Origin of the sequence: Cellulomonas fimi (assembly GCF_028583725.1) — a bacterium.
Taxonomy (GTDB): domain Bacteria; phylum Actinomycetota; class Actinomycetes; order Actinomycetales; family Cellulomonadaceae; genus Cellulomonas; species Cellulomonas fimi_B.
The window spans coordinates 3,796,188-3,811,586 of record NZ_CP110680.1; the positions used below are offsets into that span (position 1 = coordinate 3,796,188).

The 15,399-nt window shown below is 74.2% G+C and carries 14 protein-coding genes and 1 tRNA gene; 8 read left to right on the forward strand and 7 right to left on the reverse strand.

Translation table 11 applies throughout. The features are described 5' to 3' along the window. Positions 1-2 precede the first annotated feature (2 nt). Positions 3-428, reverse strand: a complete 426-nt coding sequence (locus tag OOT42_RS17085; RefSeq protein WP_273652350.1) for a hypothetical protein — start codon at positions 426-428, stop codon at positions 3-5. 226 nt (positions 429-654) lie between these two features. Beyond that, entirely contained in the window at positions 655-1,863 is a 1,209-nt protein-coding gene (locus OOT42_RS17090; protein ID WP_273652351.1) for a sensor histidine kinase, read from the reverse strand. A gap of 117 nt (positions 1,864-1,980) precedes the next feature. Between OOT42_RS17090 and OOT42_RS17095 the strand changes: the two genes are divergently transcribed. From OOT42_RS17095 to OOT42_RS17105, 3 genes are all read left to right on the forward strand, one after another. Then, a complete protein-coding gene (locus tag OOT42_RS17095; RefSeq protein ID WP_273652352.1) occupies positions 1,981-2,649 on the forward strand; it encodes a response regulator transcription factor in 669 nt (222 codons plus the stop codon). 121 nt (positions 2,650-2,770) lie between these two features. Next, positions 2,771-2,998 (forward strand): hypothetical protein, encoded by a 228-nt coding sequence (locus OOT42_RS17100; protein ID WP_273652353.1) that lies wholly within the window; start codon positions 2,771-2,773, stop codon positions 2,996-2,998. Between the two features lie 125 nt (positions 2,999-3,123). Beyond that, complete coding sequence (locus tag OOT42_RS17105) at positions 3,124-4,170, forward strand: LacI family DNA-binding transcriptional regulator (RefSeq protein ID WP_273652354.1); 1,047 nt, start codon at positions 3,124-3,126, stop codon at positions 4,168-4,170. Positions 4,171-4,192: 22 nt separating this feature from the next. Here the strand turns inward: OOT42_RS17105 and OOT42_RS17110 are convergent, their stop codons facing one another. The 5 genes from OOT42_RS17110 to OOT42_RS17130 form a co-directional block, all read right to left on the reverse strand. Further along, positions 4,193-4,780, reverse strand: coding sequence for an NADPH-dependent FMN reductase (locus OOT42_RS17110; protein WP_273652355.1), 588 nt, complete (start codon positions 4,778-4,780; stop codon positions 4,193-4,195). 222 nt (positions 4,781-5,002) lie between these two features. Further along, positions 5,003-5,079: transfer RNA gene (locus tag OOT42_RS17115), tRNA-Thr, on the reverse strand. Positions 5,080-5,190: 111 nt separating this feature from the next. Then, positions 5,191-6,114 (reverse strand): DsbA family protein, encoded by a 924-nt coding sequence (locus tag OOT42_RS17120; RefSeq protein WP_273652356.1) that lies wholly within the window; start codon positions 6,112-6,114, stop codon positions 5,191-5,193. Positions 6,115-6,155: 41 nt separating this feature from the next. Beyond that, positions 6,156-6,641: a hypothetical protein gene (locus tag OOT42_RS17125; RefSeq protein WP_273652357.1), complete on the reverse strand. Its 486-nt coding sequence runs from the start codon at positions 6,639-6,641 to the stop codon at positions 6,156-6,158. An 81-nt stretch (positions 6,642-6,722) separates the two neighbouring features. Then, complete coding sequence (locus OOT42_RS17130) at positions 6,723-8,543, reverse strand: serine/threonine-protein kinase (RefSeq protein ID WP_273652358.1); 1,821 nt, start codon at positions 8,541-8,543, stop codon at positions 6,723-6,725. A gap of 153 nt (positions 8,544-8,696) precedes the next feature. On the opposite strand from OOT42_RS17130, the gene OOT42_RS17135 reads away from it, so the two are divergent. The 5 genes from OOT42_RS17135 to OOT42_RS17155 all read left to right on the forward strand — a co-directional run bounded on the left by OOT42_RS17135 (position 8,697) and on the right by OOT42_RS17155 (position 15,399). After that, positions 8,697-10,124: an alpha,alpha-trehalose-phosphate synthase (UDP-forming) gene (locus tag OOT42_RS17135; protein ID WP_273652359.1), complete on the forward strand. Its 1,428-nt coding sequence runs from the start codon at positions 8,697-8,699 to the stop codon at positions 10,122-10,124. Continuing rightward, complete coding sequence (gene otsB / locus OOT42_RS17140) at positions 10,117-10,914, forward strand: trehalose-phosphatase (RefSeq protein ID WP_273652360.1); 798 nt, start codon at positions 10,117-10,119, stop codon at positions 10,912-10,914. The genes OOT42_RS17135 and otsB overlap by 8 nt, the downstream gene beginning before the upstream one ends. A gap of 63 nt (positions 10,915-10,977) precedes the next feature. Then, the gene (locus OOT42_RS17145; protein WP_273652361.1) at positions 10,978-12,603 is read left to right on the forward strand and encodes a PQQ-binding-like beta-propeller repeat protein; all 1,626 of its coding nucleotides are present in this window, start codon (positions 10,978-10,980) and stop codon (positions 12,601-12,603) included. Between the two features lie 198 nt (positions 12,604-12,801). Then, complete coding sequence (locus OOT42_RS17150) at positions 12,802-13,929, forward strand: ABC transporter ATP-binding protein (RefSeq protein WP_273652362.1); 1,128 nt, start codon at positions 12,802-12,804, stop codon at positions 13,927-13,929. Between the two features lie 183 nt (positions 13,930-14,112). Then, positions 14,113-15,399 (forward strand): DUF4032 domain-containing protein, encoded by a 1,287-nt coding sequence (locus OOT42_RS17155; RefSeq protein ID WP_273652363.1) that lies wholly within the window; start codon positions 14,113-14,115, stop codon positions 15,397-15,399.

The following is a 15,399-nucleotide window of genomic DNA, read 5'->3' on the forward strand; positions in this document are numbered from 1 at the left end:
CGTCAGCCGTCGATGCTGACCGCGAACGAGGAGATCGTGTTGTAGTCGACGCCGGCCGGGAGGGCGAAGGCGACGACCGTGGCCGTGGTGTGCGGCGCGGTGAGCGTCTTGGGGGTGAGCTCGGTGTACGAGCCGGACGCGGTCTTCCACGCGACGCGGATCGTCTTGCCCTGGCAGTCGGCGTCGATGTTGCCGAACTGCACCTCGGACGGCGCGTAGCCCGTCGTGCCGAGCGTGGGCGTCTTGTACTTGGCGGTGACGGCGCCCGTCGCGGCCTTCTGGCAGGTCGCGTCGACGCTCACGGTGCCCGTCGCGGCGGTGCCGTTCGAGGTCAGGTTGAGCTGCGACGCGGACGCGAGGGACAGGCCGGCGACGCCGAGGACGGCCAGGCCGACGGCCAGGCCCTTGCGGGTCGAGAACTTCGCCATGGTGACTCCTGGATCGTGACGACGCGGGTCGGCGTGTCGTCGATCCGCTCGGGCTCCGGTGGCGGAGCGCCGTCGCAGACGCTACGAACGTCCGATCGACCGCCGTCGGCCCGGCCTGGGTGCCAGCACCCGGGCCGCCGGGAACGTCGTTTTCTTTCACCCGGAGCGGATCCGCACGATCCTGGACGACCGTCCATGAAGCGGACGGGGGCGATGTGACCTGCGCCTACGGCCGAACGGGTGACACCTTGTGGCCGTTCGTGCCGAGCGGGATGCGCGCGACGAGCCGCGCCCCCCGCCCCGCGCCGGGGTGCAGCTCGACGGAGCCGCCGACGAACGTGAGCCGCTGCCGCATGCGGGCGGTGCCGGACGCGACGCCCGCCGTCTCCTCGTCGTACAGCGCGCCGTCGTTCTCGACGGCGACGACGAGCACGCCGTCCTGCACGTCGACCTGCGCGACGATCGACGTCGCGGGACCGTGCTTGAGCGAGTTCGTCACACCCTCCTCGACGACCCGGACGGCCAGCAGGCGCTCGGGCACGGTGAGCCGCGGGTTCGCGGGGTCGTCGTACGCGCGGGCCGCGTCGGTGACCTCGAGGCGGGTCGCGATGCTCGCGGGCAGCCGGCCGAGCAGCGCGCGCACGGCGGGCACGAGCCCGAGCTCGAGCCGGTCGGGGTACAGCAGGCGGCTCATCTCGCGGACGTCCGCCGCGCGCGCCTGCGCGAGCTCACCCGCGATCCAGCGCAGGTCGTCGAGGTCGCCCTCGTCGAGGGGACCCTGGGCGGCGTGCGTGACGATCTGGTCGAGGCGGGCCTCGACGAGCACGAGCTTGTTCTGGAGCGTCCCGTGCAGGCCCTCCGCGACCTCGCGGCGCACGCGGATCTCCTCCTGCTCGAGCGCGCGCACGGCGTTCTCGACGAGCACGGCCTCCCGCTCGGCGGACCGGATCTGCGCCCGCAGGCGGCGCCGGGCGACGAGCCCCCACATCCCGATCGACCCGGAGATGACCCCGATGACGAGCCCCGACACGAGCTCGGCCTCGACGACCTCGCGGCTCGGGTCGGCGTAGACCCCGAGCAGGTGCTGGGCGCCGACGCGCAGGACCGCGCACGCGGTCGCCGCGAACAGCAGCGACACCGCCATGTGCCACAGGCGCGTGGCGCGGTGCGCGTTGACGACGGCGAGCACCGCGACGAGCCCGACGACCGCCGCGAAGTTCGCGCCGAGCCGGCTCCAGACGCTCACGGCGTCCCACTCGGTGACGACCCGGCTGTAGATGTACGTCGTCTGGAGGGCGGCGCCGATCGCGTAGCCGCTCGCGACGATCCCGCTGGCACGCAGGAGCCCGACGCGGTCGTTGCGCAGGTCGCGGGCACGCCGGGCGACGAGGGCGGCCGAGTCGTCGTCGGCGGCGGTGGTGCGGGTGGTGGGCATCGGTCGTCCCTGCGGGCCGTGCGGGTGCACCGGACGGGTGCTCGTGCGCGTGGTGTCGGTCACGTCGGACGCTCCGGGTGACTGACGCGCGGCGCGGCGACGACGATACTTGCCCCGATGAACACTGCCGTGACCGGCCCGGTGCGCGTCGCCGTGGTCGAGGACCAGCCGCTCTTCCGCTCGATGCTCGAGCGGATGCTCGACGACACCGACGGACTGCACGTCGTGGTCGCGACGGGCTCGGTGACGGAGGCGACGCGCCTGCTCCCGCCGGGCGCGGTGGACGTGGTGGTGCTCGACGTCGACCTCCCCGACGGCAACGGGATCGCGCTGGGCGTGACGCTCCGCCGCCGGCAGCCCGGGCTCGGGGTGCTGCTGCTGTCGGCGCACGACGCGATGGACCTCCTGCTCGACCTCCCGCCCGACGTGGCCGCGGGATGGGGCTACCTGTCGAAGACGTCGTCGACGAGCGAGGAGGTGCTCGTCTCGGCGGTCCGCGCGGCCGCGGTCGGCGAGACGGTCCTCGACCCGGCCCTGCTCGCACGCATGGCACCGCGCGCGGGGTCGGCGGTGTCCCGCCTGACCGACCGGCAGTACGAGGTGCTGCGCCTGCTGGCCGAGGGGCTGTCGAACGCGGGCATCGGCGCGCGTCTGGGGATCACCGAGAAGTCGGTGCAGAACCACGTGAACGCGCTCTACGCGACGCTCGGCATCGACACCGACCCGAGCCGCAACCCGCGGGTCAGCGCGGCGCTGCGGCTGCTCGCGGAGACGGGTCCCGCCTAGTCAGGGCCGTTCCCCCTGGTCAGGGGCAATCTTCCGATGGGGCTTGACCGGTACAGTCAACCGGTCTTACTGTACCGGTATAGCGGTCTGTAGCGGTACAGATCGGAAGGGAGAAGGACCCGTGCTCGACCAGTCGATCGGCCTGCTGCTCGCCCGTGACGCGTCCGTCCTCGAGTCGCACAGCGCCCGCCCGTGGGCCCCCGTCGCCGAGGAGCGCCCCGCCCGCGAGCCGCAGCCGCACCGCCCTCGCGTCCCGCGCACCCGTCGCGCCCTCGCCCGGGGCCTGCACCGCGTCGCCGACGCCGTGCAGCCGGCCTGCACGTTCGAGGTCGGCCACCCCGCGCGATGACCACGACACCCGCCCCGCTCGCCACGCCCGGGACCGGCCCGGAGGCGACATCCCTCGGGCGGCGCTCCCCGGTGCCCGGCGGCACGACCTACCCTGTCCCGCATGCCGCGGAACAGGGTGGCGTCGTGCCCCGGGTGACCCTCCAGACCATCGCCGACAAGGTCGGCGTCAGCCGCATGACCGTGTCCAACGCGTTCTCGCGGCCCGACCAGCTCTCCGCCGACCTGCGGCGGACCATCCTCGACGCCGCCGCCGAGCTCGGCTACGTCGGCCCCGACCCGTCCGCGCGCGCCCTCGCCCGCGGTACCACCGGCGCCATCGGCCTGCTGCTCACCGCGTGGGTCGGCGACGCGCTGCGCGACCCCATCGCCGCGTCGTTCTTCGGCGCCATCGCCGAGGAGCTCCAGCCCACCGGCTACGCCGTCGCCCTCCTGCCCGGCGAGAAGGCGGCCCGCGACATCCCCCTCGACGGCGCGCTCGTGTACGCGTGCGGCGGCGACTCCGCCGCGCTCGACTGGCTCGTGCGCCGCAAGCTGCCGCTGGTCTTCGTCGACCTCGACCCCATCCCGGGGCACCCGTCGATCGTGCTCGACGACCGCGCGGGCAGCCGGCAGGCCGCCGAGCACGTCCTCGCGCTCGGTCACCGGCGCATCGCGTTCTTCACCATGGGCGGCCGCGAGCGCCACGGCCACCTCGCCGACGGCCGCACCGCCGGCCACGACTACGTCTCCCGCACGCGCGTCGCCGGTGCGGTCGAGGCGCTCGACGCCGCGGGCGTCGTGCCCACCGCCTACGAGATCGTCGACAACGTCGACCCGTACGCGCACGAGGGCGCGCGCGCTCTCCTCACCGGCCCCGACCGCCCGACCGCCGTCCTCTGCTTCTCCGACCTCATGGCGACCGCCGTCCTCGACGTCGCCGCCGAGCTGGGGCTGCGCGTGCCCGAGGACCTGTCCGTCGTCGGCTGGGACGACAGCCCGCTCGCCGCGCGCGTCCGCCCCGCGCTGACCACGCTCCGTCAGGACCTCGAGACCAAGGGCCGCACCGCCGCGCGCACGCTGCTCGCCGCGATCGAGCGGTCCCGCGCCGGCGAGCCCGTCGAGCCGACCCGCACCGAGCTGCCCGTCGAGCTCGTCGTCCGCGCCAGCACGGGCCCCGCGCCGACCGACTGACGGCCGCCCGCCGAGCCGCCGGTCACTGGTCCGGGTCGCCGATGTGCCCCGGGGCGGTCACCGACAGCACGCGCTGCACGAACGAGCAGTACTCCTCCATGTAGTGGCGCAGGAACTGCTCGAGCGACGCGTCTGCGACCGACCCGTCGTCGCCGAACGTCGAGTCCGTGACCTGGATGTACACCTCGGGCGAGTTGAGCTGGGGCGCGTTGAGGAAGCTCAGCACGCTCCGCATCGACGACTGCATGACCGCGGTGCCCACCGCGCCGATCGACGCCCCGACGATCCCCGTCGGCTTGCGCGCGAACGAGTTCGTCCCCCACGGCCGCGACCCCCAGTCGATCGCGTTCTTGAGCGCACCCGGGATGCTGCGGTTGTACTCGGGCGACACGAACAGGATCCCGTCGGACGACTCGATCGCCTCCTTGAGCGCACGCGCGGGCGCCGGGTAGTCCGCGTCGTGGTCCGGGCTGTACAGCGGGAGGTCACCGATCGGGATCTCGGTGAACGTCAGCTCGTCGGGCGCGAGCGCGATCAGCGCCTGCGCGAGGCGGCGGTTGATCGAGCTGCTCGACAGGCTCCCGACGAAGTAGCCGATGCGGTAGGTCACGACGGTCTCCTCTCCGCGGGCCGGCGGAGCAGGACGCGCGCACCGGCACCGGGGCTTGCGGACCCGTCCGATTCTGGTGCGGACCGTCGAGGCCCGCGCGGTGAGGCGAGGCTGGGCGCGCCCCCGTGCACGGGCGCGCAGCAACCCGCACAACCTGGAAGATGCGGGTTCCTGTTACAGGTTGTCGGACAGCGCGAGGGGCGGACTCCCACCTGACGCACATGGAGCCCCCTGTCGGATTCGAACCGACGACCCCCTGTTTACAAGACAGGTGCTCTGGCCGACTGAGCTAAGGAGGCGGGCGGGGACAGCGTACCGGTGCCCCTCGCGGCTCCGGACGCGCCGACGGGCGGACCGGGACCCCTCGCAGGGTCCGGCCCGCCCGTCGGTGCGGCGGTGCGGGGCGGGCGTCAGCCCTTGGCGGCGGCGGCCTGCTCCACGGCGGCGCGCAGGGCGCCCGGCTGCTGCCAGTTGCCATCCCACTTCACGCCGTCGATGAGGATGTACGGCGTGCCGAGGTCGGGGAACTGCGCCGACGCGGACGCGTACGCGGCCTTGACCCACGGTGCGAAGGTGCGCCACTCGCCGTCCTTCTCGGTGGTCTCGCCGTCGGCCTCGACCTCGTAGGTGCCGGTGACCGTCGACGTGAACTTGCCGGTCACGTCGGCGGGAACCCCGACGCCCTCGGCGATGTCGGCGATCTCGGCGTCGGACAGGCCCGAGCTGCCCTCGGCGGGCTGGGTGTCCTCGGCGTACAGCGCGGACATGAAGTCGATCAGGTGCTCCGGCGACTCGTCCGCGACCACGGCGTACGCGTTCGCGGCGCGCGTCGAGTAGAACGTGCCCTGCGAGAAGTGGTCGAGGAACGCGAGCGGGTGGAACGCGACGGTCACGCCGTCCGTCTCGGTGAGGGCCTGCACGTCCTCGCCGTTGGTCTGCTCGAACTGGCCGCAGACCGGGCACATGAAGTCGAAGTAGATCGACAGCACGGTGTCGTCGTCGCCCTGCTCGCCGACGCCCGCGGTGCTCACGGGGATCGCGCCCTCGTCGTTCGCGGTCGCGGGAGCCTCGACGTCCGCGAGCGCGGGCGCGACGAGCCCCTCCTCGCCGCGGCCGTAGGTGACCGTGCCGTAGGCCTCGGCGCGCTCGCGCGACTGGTTGACGATGAAGAACACGACGGCGCCGAGCGCGAGGACGGCGAGGACGAGGCCGCCGATCGCGAGCATCCGGTTCCGCTTGGCCTTGCGCTCCTGCTCGGCGCGCATCGCGGCGGCCTTGGCGCGCGCCTCGTCGCGTCGGACCGCCTTGGTCGGGCGGGGTTCGTTCGTGGGCATGGGTACTCCTGGTCCTGGGAAGAGGGGGTCGGGCGGGTCGGTCAGGCGACGACCGGCGGACCCCGGACCGGGAGGACGGTGACGAGCAGGCGGTCCCGCAGGACGGGGGCGACGTGGTCGACGGGCGTCGCGGCGACGACGGGCAGCGCGACGGACACGTCGTCGAGACGGACGGCCCACCGGCGCAGGAGCCGCGCGACGCCGCCGGCCGCGCGCGCGACGACGACCGACGCGCCGAGCCCGCCCGCCGCGAGAGCCAGGTGCGTGACGACGACGGGGACGGCGACGCTGAGCAGCAGCACCGCGCCGCCGGCCGCGGGGCCGAACGCGTAGGTGCCGTCGGGGCAGTCGGAGACGTCGCTCAGCAGCGCGAGCCGTACCCCCCAGGGGCCGACGCCGACGGCGGTGACGCACTGGTGCAGCAGCACCCGCCCGGACGCGGCGACCGCGAGGCCGAGCAGCGCGGCGAGCGCGGCGACGGCGACGAGCGCGCGCGAGTCCGCGAGCGGGGCTCGTCGTGCACGCATGCGGCCCAGCGTAGGGCCACGACCTGTGCGGCCGGGCCGGGTCGGAACGGTTCGTGCCCCGCTCGTGCCCGGCGACGCCGGTCAGGGCATGGTCGGCGTCGGGAGCGGCCACCACGAGATCGCGCGGCCGTCGAGCAGCAGCGCGACGAGGACCGCGGCCGCCGCGAGCAGCACCACGACCGTGATGAACGCGCCGAGCCGTCCGGGGGCGACCACCGCGAGGGTCCGGCGGGCGCCGACCCGGGTCATGGCCGACAGGGGCCCCCACCAGACGACGAGCACGGCCAGCAGCACGAGCGCGCCGACGACGAGCGACGCGGTCAGACCCTGCACCGGCTGCCCGGACGACGACCCGTCGATCGTCCAGCGCCCGGAGTCGAGCAGCCACCAGAGCACCCCGACGACGACGACCGCGACGCTGCCGCCGACGACGAGCGACGGCACGAGCCCGGCGGTGGCCCGCAGGAGGTGCCACGGCCCGGCGGCGACGGTGACGGGGATGTCGGAGCGGCGCACGCCGAACCGCTCGCGGCGGTGGTGCATGGCCTCGACCGCGGTGCCGAAGGTGCGCGCGACGAGGAGCAGGACACCGACGACGACGAGCGTGACGCCCGGGAACAGCGTGCCGGCGACCCCGACGAGCAGGGCGGCGGCGAGCAGCGTGCCCCAGCGCCGCTCGGTGGGCGGGCGCACGTACCCGGAACCCTCGGGCCCCGGCTGCTCGGACGCGTCGAGGTCGTCCTGGATCCAGTCGACGCCGTCGGGGTCGTCGTCGTCCTGCGACCACCCGTCGGCGTCCTCGTCGCCGGACCAGCCGTCCCAGCCGTCGTCCTCGCCGTCGTCGAGGTCGTCGTCGGTGCCGGGCTCGAACGTGCGCGTCCTGCCGTCGTGGGCGACGAGCGTGGCCGTGCCGGCGGCGACCGCCGCGCCGGTGGGCCGTGCGCCGGCCTTCGTGAGGAGCACGGTGCCGCTGGAGTCGGCCGGGTCGACGTGCGTCGTGTCGGTGCCGTCGGCGGGGTCGACGCGCGTGGTCGCGGCGAGGTCCTCCGGGTGGACGACGGTCGTGGCGGTGTCGTCCTCGTCGACGACGTCCCCGTCGGTCGCGACGACGGTGAGCGCGGCGACCACGTCCTCCGGGTCGGTCCGCGCGTCGGGATCGGCGACGAGGGCACCGCGCAGCGCGGTCGCGGTGAGCGTGCCGAGGCCGTCGAGGTCGGCGTCACCGGCACGCGCGCGGGAGAGGACGACCTCCAGGGGCCGGGTCCCGAACGGGGCGCGCCCGGTCGCCGCGTAGGCCAGGACGGCCGCCCATCCCCAGTAGTCGCTCGACGCCGTGGGCTCGTCGCCGTCGAGCAGCTCGGGCGCGAGGTAGCCCGGCGTGCCGATGACGAGGCCGTCGGACGTCAGCGGGGCGTCGCCCGCGGCCTGCGCGATGCCGAAGTCGATGAGCACGGGTCCGTCGTCGGTGACGAGGACGTTCGCGGGCTTGAGGTCACGGTGCACGACGCCCGCGCCGTGCACGGCCGCGAGCGCGGACCGCAGCCCCTCGGCGAGGTCGAGCAGGTCCTGCCCCGCGAGCGGGCCGCGTTCGCGCACGTGGTCCTCGAGCGTGTCGCCGTCGACGAGCTCGGTGACGAGGAACGCCTCGGTCGAGTCCGCCTCGGCGTCGAGGATCGCGGCGACGCCGGGGTGGCGCAGCTTCTGCAGCGCCCGGACCTCGCGACGCAGCCGGTCACGGGCGACCGCGTCGGACCCGAGCTGGGGGTGCAGCAGCTTGAGCGCGACGGCCGTGCCGCCGCCGTCGACGGCCCGGTACACGGTCCCCATGCCGCCCGAGCCGAGCGGCGCGACGATGCGGTACCCCCCGATGTCCGACCCCGGCGTCAGACCGATCCGCTCCATGCCCGCACGCTAGCCCGGGACGCGGACGGCCGTCCCCCAACGCGCGGGTGACGTGTGACGCGCGTCGCGTCCACCCGTGACCAGGGGCGCTCACCAGGCCGGACGGCTAGGGTCGACGCAGACCCCGAGGAGTTGATCTCGTTGCCTTCCGACGTGCCCGACGCCGGCTACGACCTGCTCGTCGTCGCGAACCGTCTTCCCGTGGACGTCGCCCTGGGCGACGACGGTGAGCCGACCTGGACCCGCTCGCCCGGCGGCCTGGTGACCGCGCTGGCGCCCGTGATGGCCGGCGCGGACGGCGCGTGGATCGGGTGGGGCGGCTCCCCCGACCTGGAGCTCGAACCGTTCGCGGTGGACGGCACGCAGCTCGTGCCGGTCACGCTCAGCGCGTCCGACGTCGAGCGGTACTACGAGGGGTTCGCCAACGACACCCTCTGGCCGCTGTACCACGACGTCATCGCGCCGCCGACGTTCCACCGGCAGTGGTGGGACGCCTACCAGCGGGTGAACAAGCGGTTCGCGGAGGCCGCCGCGCGGCACGCGTCGAAGGGCGCGACGGTCTGGGTGCACGACTACCAGCTGCAGCTCGTCCCGAAGATGCTGCGCGAGCTGCGGCCCGACCTGCGGATCGGCTACTTCCACCACATCCCGTTCCCGCCGCTCGAGATCTTCGCGCAGCTGCCCTGGCGGCGGCAGGTCGTCGAGGGCCTGCTCGGCGCGGACCTCGTGGGCTTCCAGCGGGCCGGGGACGCCGCGAACTTCGTGCGGATCGTGCGGCGCCTCACGGACCTCACGACGCGCGGCCAGGTCGTCACGCTCATGAAGCACGGCCGGGTCGACCGGCACGTCCGGGCGGCCGCGTTCCCGATCTCGATCGACTCGCACGCGTTCGACGACCTCGCGCGCAGCCACGACGTGCAGATGCGCGCGAAGCAGATCCGGCACGAGCTGGGCGACCCCGAGGTGCTGCTCCTCGGCGTGGACCGGCTCGACTACACCAAGGGCATCCGGCACCGCATCAAGGCGTACGGCGAGCTCCTGGAGGACGGCCGCCTGTCGCCCAGCACGACGACGCTCGTGCAGGTCGCGAGCCCGAGCCGGGAGAACGTCGGCGCGTACCAGCAGCTCCGCGACGAGGTCGAGCTGCTCGTCGGGCGGATCAACGGCGACTTCGGCCAGGTCGGGCACGCACCCGTGCAGTACCTGCACCAGTCGTTCCCGATGGAGGAGATGGCGGCCCTGTATCTCGCGGCCGACGTCATGCTCGTGACCGCGCTGCGCGACGGCATGAACCTCGTCGCGAAGGAGTACGTCGCGGCCCGGTCCGACGACCGCGGCGCGCTCGTCCTGTCGGAGTTCACGGGCGCGGCCGACGAGCTGCAGGGTGCGGTGCTCGTGAACCCGCACGACATCGACGGCATGAAGGACGCGATCACGTACGCCGTGCACATGGACCAGCGGGAGGCGCGCAAGCGCATGCGCCGCCTGCGTCGCCGCGTGCTCGGCCACGACGTGACCGCCTGGTCGAAGGAGTTCCTCGCGGTGCTGACGGCGATCCCCGCCCGGACGGACCATGTCTGACGCCCCCGCGGACGCCGCGGCCCTGCGCGAGGTCCTCGCGGGCCTCGCCGCCGACCCGTCGTCGCGGCCGCTGCTCGTCGCGCTCGACTTCGACGGCACGCTCGCACCGCTCCAGGACGACCCGCAGCGCTCGCGCATCCTGCCCGACGGCGTCGAGGCCCTCACCCGGCTCGCGGACGCCGACGGCGTCGCCCTGGCGCTCGTGTCGGGCCGCGCGATGAACGACCTGCACGCGCTCGCCGAGGTCCCGGCGGGGACCTATCTCATCGGCAGCCACGGCGCCGAGCGCGCCCGCGTCACGCGGTACGGCCTCGACCGCGACGTCGTGCAGCTCACCGAGGAGCAGTCGGACCGGCTCGGGGCGCTCGGCGCGGAGGCCGCGCAGGTCGCGCGCGGGCGGGACGGCGTGTGGGTCGAGACGAAGCCGACGGCGGTCGTCGTGCACACGCGCCTCGCCGAGCGCGACGTCGCCGACCCGGCGGAGGCCGAGGCGGTCGCGCTGGGCGAGCGGCTCGGGTCGGGGGTGCTGCACGGCAAGGACGTCGTCGAGATCTCCGTGCTGCGCGCGAGCAAGGGCGAGGCGCTCACGGCGCTCCGCGACGAGCTCGGCGCCCCCGTCGTGCTGTACGCGGGCGACGACGTCACCGACGAGCACGCGTTCGCCGCGCTCGGCGACGGCGACGTGACCGTCAAGGTCGGGGCCGGCGACACGGTCGCCCGGTTCCGCGTCGACGACCCGCAGGCCGCCGTCGACGCCCTCGCGGACCTCGCGGCACGGCTGCACGGCTGAGGTCGGCCCGGCCTCACCCGCTCCCCGCCCGCGCCCGCGCGGAGCCGGGGTTACCGTGACGAGATGTCCGGCCGCATGCAGGACGTGCACCTTGTCGAGGTCGACGAGCACGACGACCCGGCCACGCCCGCTGCCCGGTCGCGCACGCGCCGCGACGAGCCGCCGGCCGAGCCGTCGACGGGTGCTGCTCCCGCCCCGGTCCCGCCGCCGGGTGGCGGCGACCGCCCGGACGCGGCGGCCGCCGCACGCGGCTGGGTGCGGCGGCACCTGCGCCTCGTCGTCCCCGCCGTGCTCGGCGCCGCGGCGCTGCTGGTCGGAGCGCAGGCGCTGCTCGACGCCCGCGAGCGCGCCCGGGTGGAGGCGCTCGCCGACGTCCGCGGGGTGCTCCGCCCGGTCGACCCCGACCTCGGCGTCCGGTGGGCCGCGGGCGCCGAGGACGCGCGGGTCGTGGAGTCGGGCGTCCTCGTCGACGGGCTCGTCGTCGGGGCCGCACCGCTGCCGTCCGCGCAGGTGCAGGTGCGCGCGCTCGACGAGCGGACGGGCGCACTGCGGTGGACGCGCGAGCTCGACCTGCCGACGCCCCTCATGACGCCCGACGCCGCCGACCCGGCGACGTGGACGGTGTGCACGACCGCCGGCGCGCCGGCCCGAGCCGGCGCCGACGGGTCGACGGCCGACGCACGGCCGGTCGTCGGCTGCCTCGCCCAGCAGCCCGGGTCGGACATCGGTCCCCCGCCCGACGTGTCGCTGTGGTTCCTCGACGCGCGCGACGGGACGCTGCTGTCGACGCAGCGCCTGCCCGGCGACGCGGCGTTCACCGTGCTCGACGGCCGCTTCCTCACGGCGATCCGCGTCGAGGAGCAGGTGGACTCGGCCCGCTGGCGGGTCATGGCGACGGACCCGGCCACCCGGGACGTGCTGTGGACGTGGACGACGCCACGGCTCGCGGCGCCGCGCGTGACGCAGCCGACGGACGTGTGGTCGTCGTCGTTCGCGTCGCTCGACGCGCGCGGCGACCGCGTGCTCCTGGCGGTGGGCACGTCGTCGTGGCTGCTCGACGGCGACGGCACGTTCCTGCGCCGCGACCGGCTCGAGCCCGGCTGGTGGCCCGAGCTCGCGCGCGGCGGCGCGGTCGTGCACTCGACGTGGTCGGAGGACGGCCGCCCGCAGGCGCGGCTGCTGCGGTCGGACGGGACGAGCGCCACGGTCGACGCGACGCCGATGTGGCTCCGGGTCGACGACGGCTCGGTCCCCGGGTCGGTGCTGTTCGCGACGCGCGACGTCGGGCCGTCGGGCGTGGTCGCGTCGGTGTCGGCGCGCGACGCGTCGACGGGCGATCTGCGGTGGCGCGTGACGGGGGTCGAGGCGACGTCGGCGCTGCTGCTCGACGACCGGCTCTACGTCGTCGGGGCGGACGGCCTGGCCGCGATCGACGCGCGCACGGGCGCGGTCCTGTGGACGACGGCGCTCGGCCGGACGGTCGACGAGGTGTCCACGGACGGCCGCTGGCTGCTGCTGCGGGGTCCCGGCCCGGTGGTGGAGGCGTACGCGACCGGCGACGGCGGGCGCGCGTGGCGCGCCGACCTGACGGGCGAGGTGCTCGAGGCGGGCACGAACCTGCGCGTGGGGTGGCAGGTGCCGCGGATGTACGCGCTGCGCACCGACGGGTCGGTCGCGGTGCTCGGCTGAGGGCGGGTCGCCCGACGGCCGTGCGCGGCACCTCGACGGTTGCCCCGGCCCACGAGATCTGCGTCACGCGTGTGGCATGATGACCTCGGACCGAGGACGGGCCTTCGCCCCCCTCGGTCCGTGTCAGCGAAGACACGGTGACACCCTCCACAACGGATCGTCCGGCACGTACCTGCCGGTGAAGGGAACTGATCAGTCATGGCTACGGTCACGTTCGACAAGGCCACCCGGGTCTACCCGGGCACGGAGCGCCCTGCGGTCGACTCGCTCGACCTGCACATCGAGGACGGCGAGTTCCTCGTCCTCGTCGGCCCCTCCGGCTGCGGCAAGTCCACCTCGCTCCGCATGCTCGCGGGTCTCGAGGACGTCAACGCGGGTCGCATCCTCATCGGCGACCGCGACGTCACGGACGTCCAGCCGAAGGACCGGGACATCGCGATGGTGTTCCAGAACTACGCGCTGTACCCGCACATGACGGTCGCCGACAACATGGGCTTCGCGCTCAAGATCGCCGGCACGCCGAAGGCGGAGATCCGCCAGCGCGTCGAGGAGGCCGCCAAGATCCTCGACCTCTCCCAGTACCTCGACCGCAAGCCGAAGGCCCTCTCGGGTGGTCAGCGTCAGCGTGTCGCCATGGGTCGCGCCATCGTGCGTCAGCCCCAGGTGTTCCTCATGGACGAGCCGCTGTCGAACCTCGACGCCAAGCTCCGCGTCCAGACCCGTACGCAGATCGCGTCGCTGCAGCGTCGTCTCGGTGTCACCACCGTCTACGTCACGCACGACCAGACCGAGGCCCTCACCATGGGCGACCGCATCGCGGTCCTCAAGGACGGCCTCCTGCAGCAGGTCGGCACGCCGCGCGACATGTACGACACCCCGGCCAACGTCTTCGTCGCCGGCTTCATCGGCTCGCCGGCCATGAACATCGCGACCGTCCCGGTCCTCGAGGGCGCGGCCCAGCTCGGCCGTGCGCGCGTCTCGCTCCCGCGCGACGTCATCTCGAAGTTCACCGAGGCCGACCGCAACCACATCACGCTCGGCTTCCGTCCCGAGGCGCTCGAGGTCGTCCCGCAGGGCACCCCCGACGCGATCCCGGTCATCGTGAACATCGTCGAGGAGCTCGGCTCGGACGCGTTCCTCTACGCGTCGCTCACGAACGAGTTCGGCGGCGCCGAGGCCGTGCACTCCGGTGCCGGCGACGCGCAGATCATCGTCCGCATCGACCCCCGCGGCGTGCCGGACAAGGGCGCGACGGTGTGGGTCCGCATCCGCGAGGGCCAGCAGCACCTGTTCCACGCGGGCACCGGCGAGCGCATCACGGTCTGACCGCTCCCCGCAGCACCGCCGACGGGCGGGTCCGGCTCCGGCCGGGCCCGCCCGTCGGGCGTTCACCGCCCCGCGCGCACCCGCACCGCGCCGTCGCGTTGTGCGAGACGCCCACACGTCCTCCCCGACTTCCGTTCCTGCGCGCAGGGGTCGGTCGTCGGACCACTCTGAGAGGATCGGGACATGAGCCCGACGCCGCAGCGCCTGCAGATCACCGCGGCCAACCCGGACCCCGCGCTCCTCGACCTGCCCTGGCAGGTGCCGCTCGAGGACTGGCCGGCCGAGACGCTGGCCGCCCTCCCCCGCGGCATCTCCCGGCACATCGTGCGGTTCGTCCGCCTGTCCGGCCGGGTCATCGCGGTCAAGGAGATCGGCGAGACCGTCGCGTACCGCGAGTACGAGCTGCTGCGCCAGCTCGACCGCATCGACGTGCCGAGCGTCGTGCCGGTCGGCGTCATCACCGGCCGGCGCGACCCCGACGGCGAGCCGCTCGAGGCCGTGCTCATCACCGAGCACCTGCAGTTCTCCCTGCCGTACCGCGCGCTGTTCAGCCAGTCGCTGCGCCCCGACACCGCCACGCGCCTCATCGACGCGCTCGCCGTGCTGCTCGTCCGCCTGCACCTCGCGGGCTTCTACTGGGGCGACGTGTCCCTGTCGAACACCCTGTTCCGCCGCGACGCCGAGACGTTCGCCGCGTACCTCGTCGACGCCGAGACGGGCGACCTGCACGACACCCTGACGACGGGCCAGCGCGAGTACGACCTCGAGGTCGCGCGCGTCAACATCATCGGCGAGCTCATGGACCTGCAGGCGGGCGAGTTCCTCGAGGAGGACGTCGACGCCGTCGCGATCGGCAACGCGCTCGCCGAGCGGTACCGGGACCTGTGGCGGGCCCTCACCGAGACCGAGTCGTTCGGCTACGGCGAGCGGTGGCGCGTGCAGGCACGCATCGACCGCCTCAACGACCTGGGCTTCGACGTCGGCGAGCTCGACATCACGACCGACGTCGGCGGCACGACCGTGCAGATCCAGCCGAAGGTCGTCGACGCGGGCCACCACTCGCGGCGCCTCATGCGCCTGACCGGCCTCGACGTGCAGGAGAACCAGGCCCGCCGCCTGCTCAACGACCTCGACGAGTACCGCGCCGCGACCGACCGGCAGCGCGAGGACGAGGCGTTCGTCGCGCACGACTGGCTGACCGAGGTGTTCGAGCCCGCGGTGCGCGCGGTCCCGCGCGACCTGCGGCACAAGCTCGAGCCCGCGCAGGTGTTCCACGAGCTGCTCGACCACCGGTGGTACCTGTCGCAGCAGCACGGCCGGGACGTGCCGATGCCCGAGGTCGTCAAGAGCTACGTGAAGAACATCCTGCCGACGCGCCCGGACGAGGACGCGATCCTCGGCGTGCAGTCGGGCGACATCCGCGACACCGACATGTTCCCGCAGGTCGAGGACGACCAGATCCTCGGCTGA

What these genes read in the sequence shown, in the direction of transcription:
- OOT42_RS17085 (WP_273652350.1), bottom strand. Translation starts at nt 428, where the DNA reads ATGGCGAAGTTCTCGACCCGCAAGGGCCTGGCCGTCGGCCTGGCCGTC.
- OOT42_RS17090 (WP_273652351.1), bottom strand. Translation starts at nt 1,863, where the DNA reads ATGCCCACCACCCGCACCACCGCCGCCGACGACGACTCGGCCGCCCTC.
- OOT42_RS17095 (WP_273652352.1), top strand. Translation starts at nt 1,981, where the DNA reads ATGAACACTGCCGTGACCGGCCCGGTGCGCGTCGCCGTGGTCGAGGAC.
- OOT42_RS17120 (WP_273652356.1), bottom strand. Translation starts at nt 6,114, where the DNA reads ATGCCCACGAACGAACCCCGCCCGACCAAGGCGGTCCGACGCGACGAG.
- OOT42_RS17125 (WP_273652357.1), bottom strand. Translation starts at nt 6,641, where the DNA reads ATGCGTGCACGACGAGCCCCGCTCGCGGACTCGCGCGCGCTCGTCGCC.
- OOT42_RS17130 (WP_273652358.1), bottom strand. Translation starts at nt 8,543, where the DNA reads ATGGAGCGGATCGGTCTGACGCCGGGGTCGGACATCGGGGGGTACCGC.
- otsB (WP_273652360.1), top strand. Translation starts at nt 10,117, where the DNA reads ATGTCTGACGCCCCCGCGGACGCCGCGGCCCTGCGCGAGGTCCTCGCG.
- OOT42_RS17145 (WP_273652361.1), top strand. Translation starts at nt 10,978, where the DNA reads ATGTCCGGCCGCATGCAGGACGTGCACCTTGTCGAGGTCGACGAGCAC.
- OOT42_RS17150 (WP_273652362.1), top strand. Translation starts at nt 12,802, where the DNA reads ATGGCTACGGTCACGTTCGACAAGGCCACCCGGGTCTACCCGGGCACG.
- OOT42_RS17155 (WP_273652363.1), top strand. Translation starts at nt 14,113, where the DNA reads ATGAGCCCGACGCCGCAGCGCCTGCAGATCACCGCGGCCAACCCGGAC.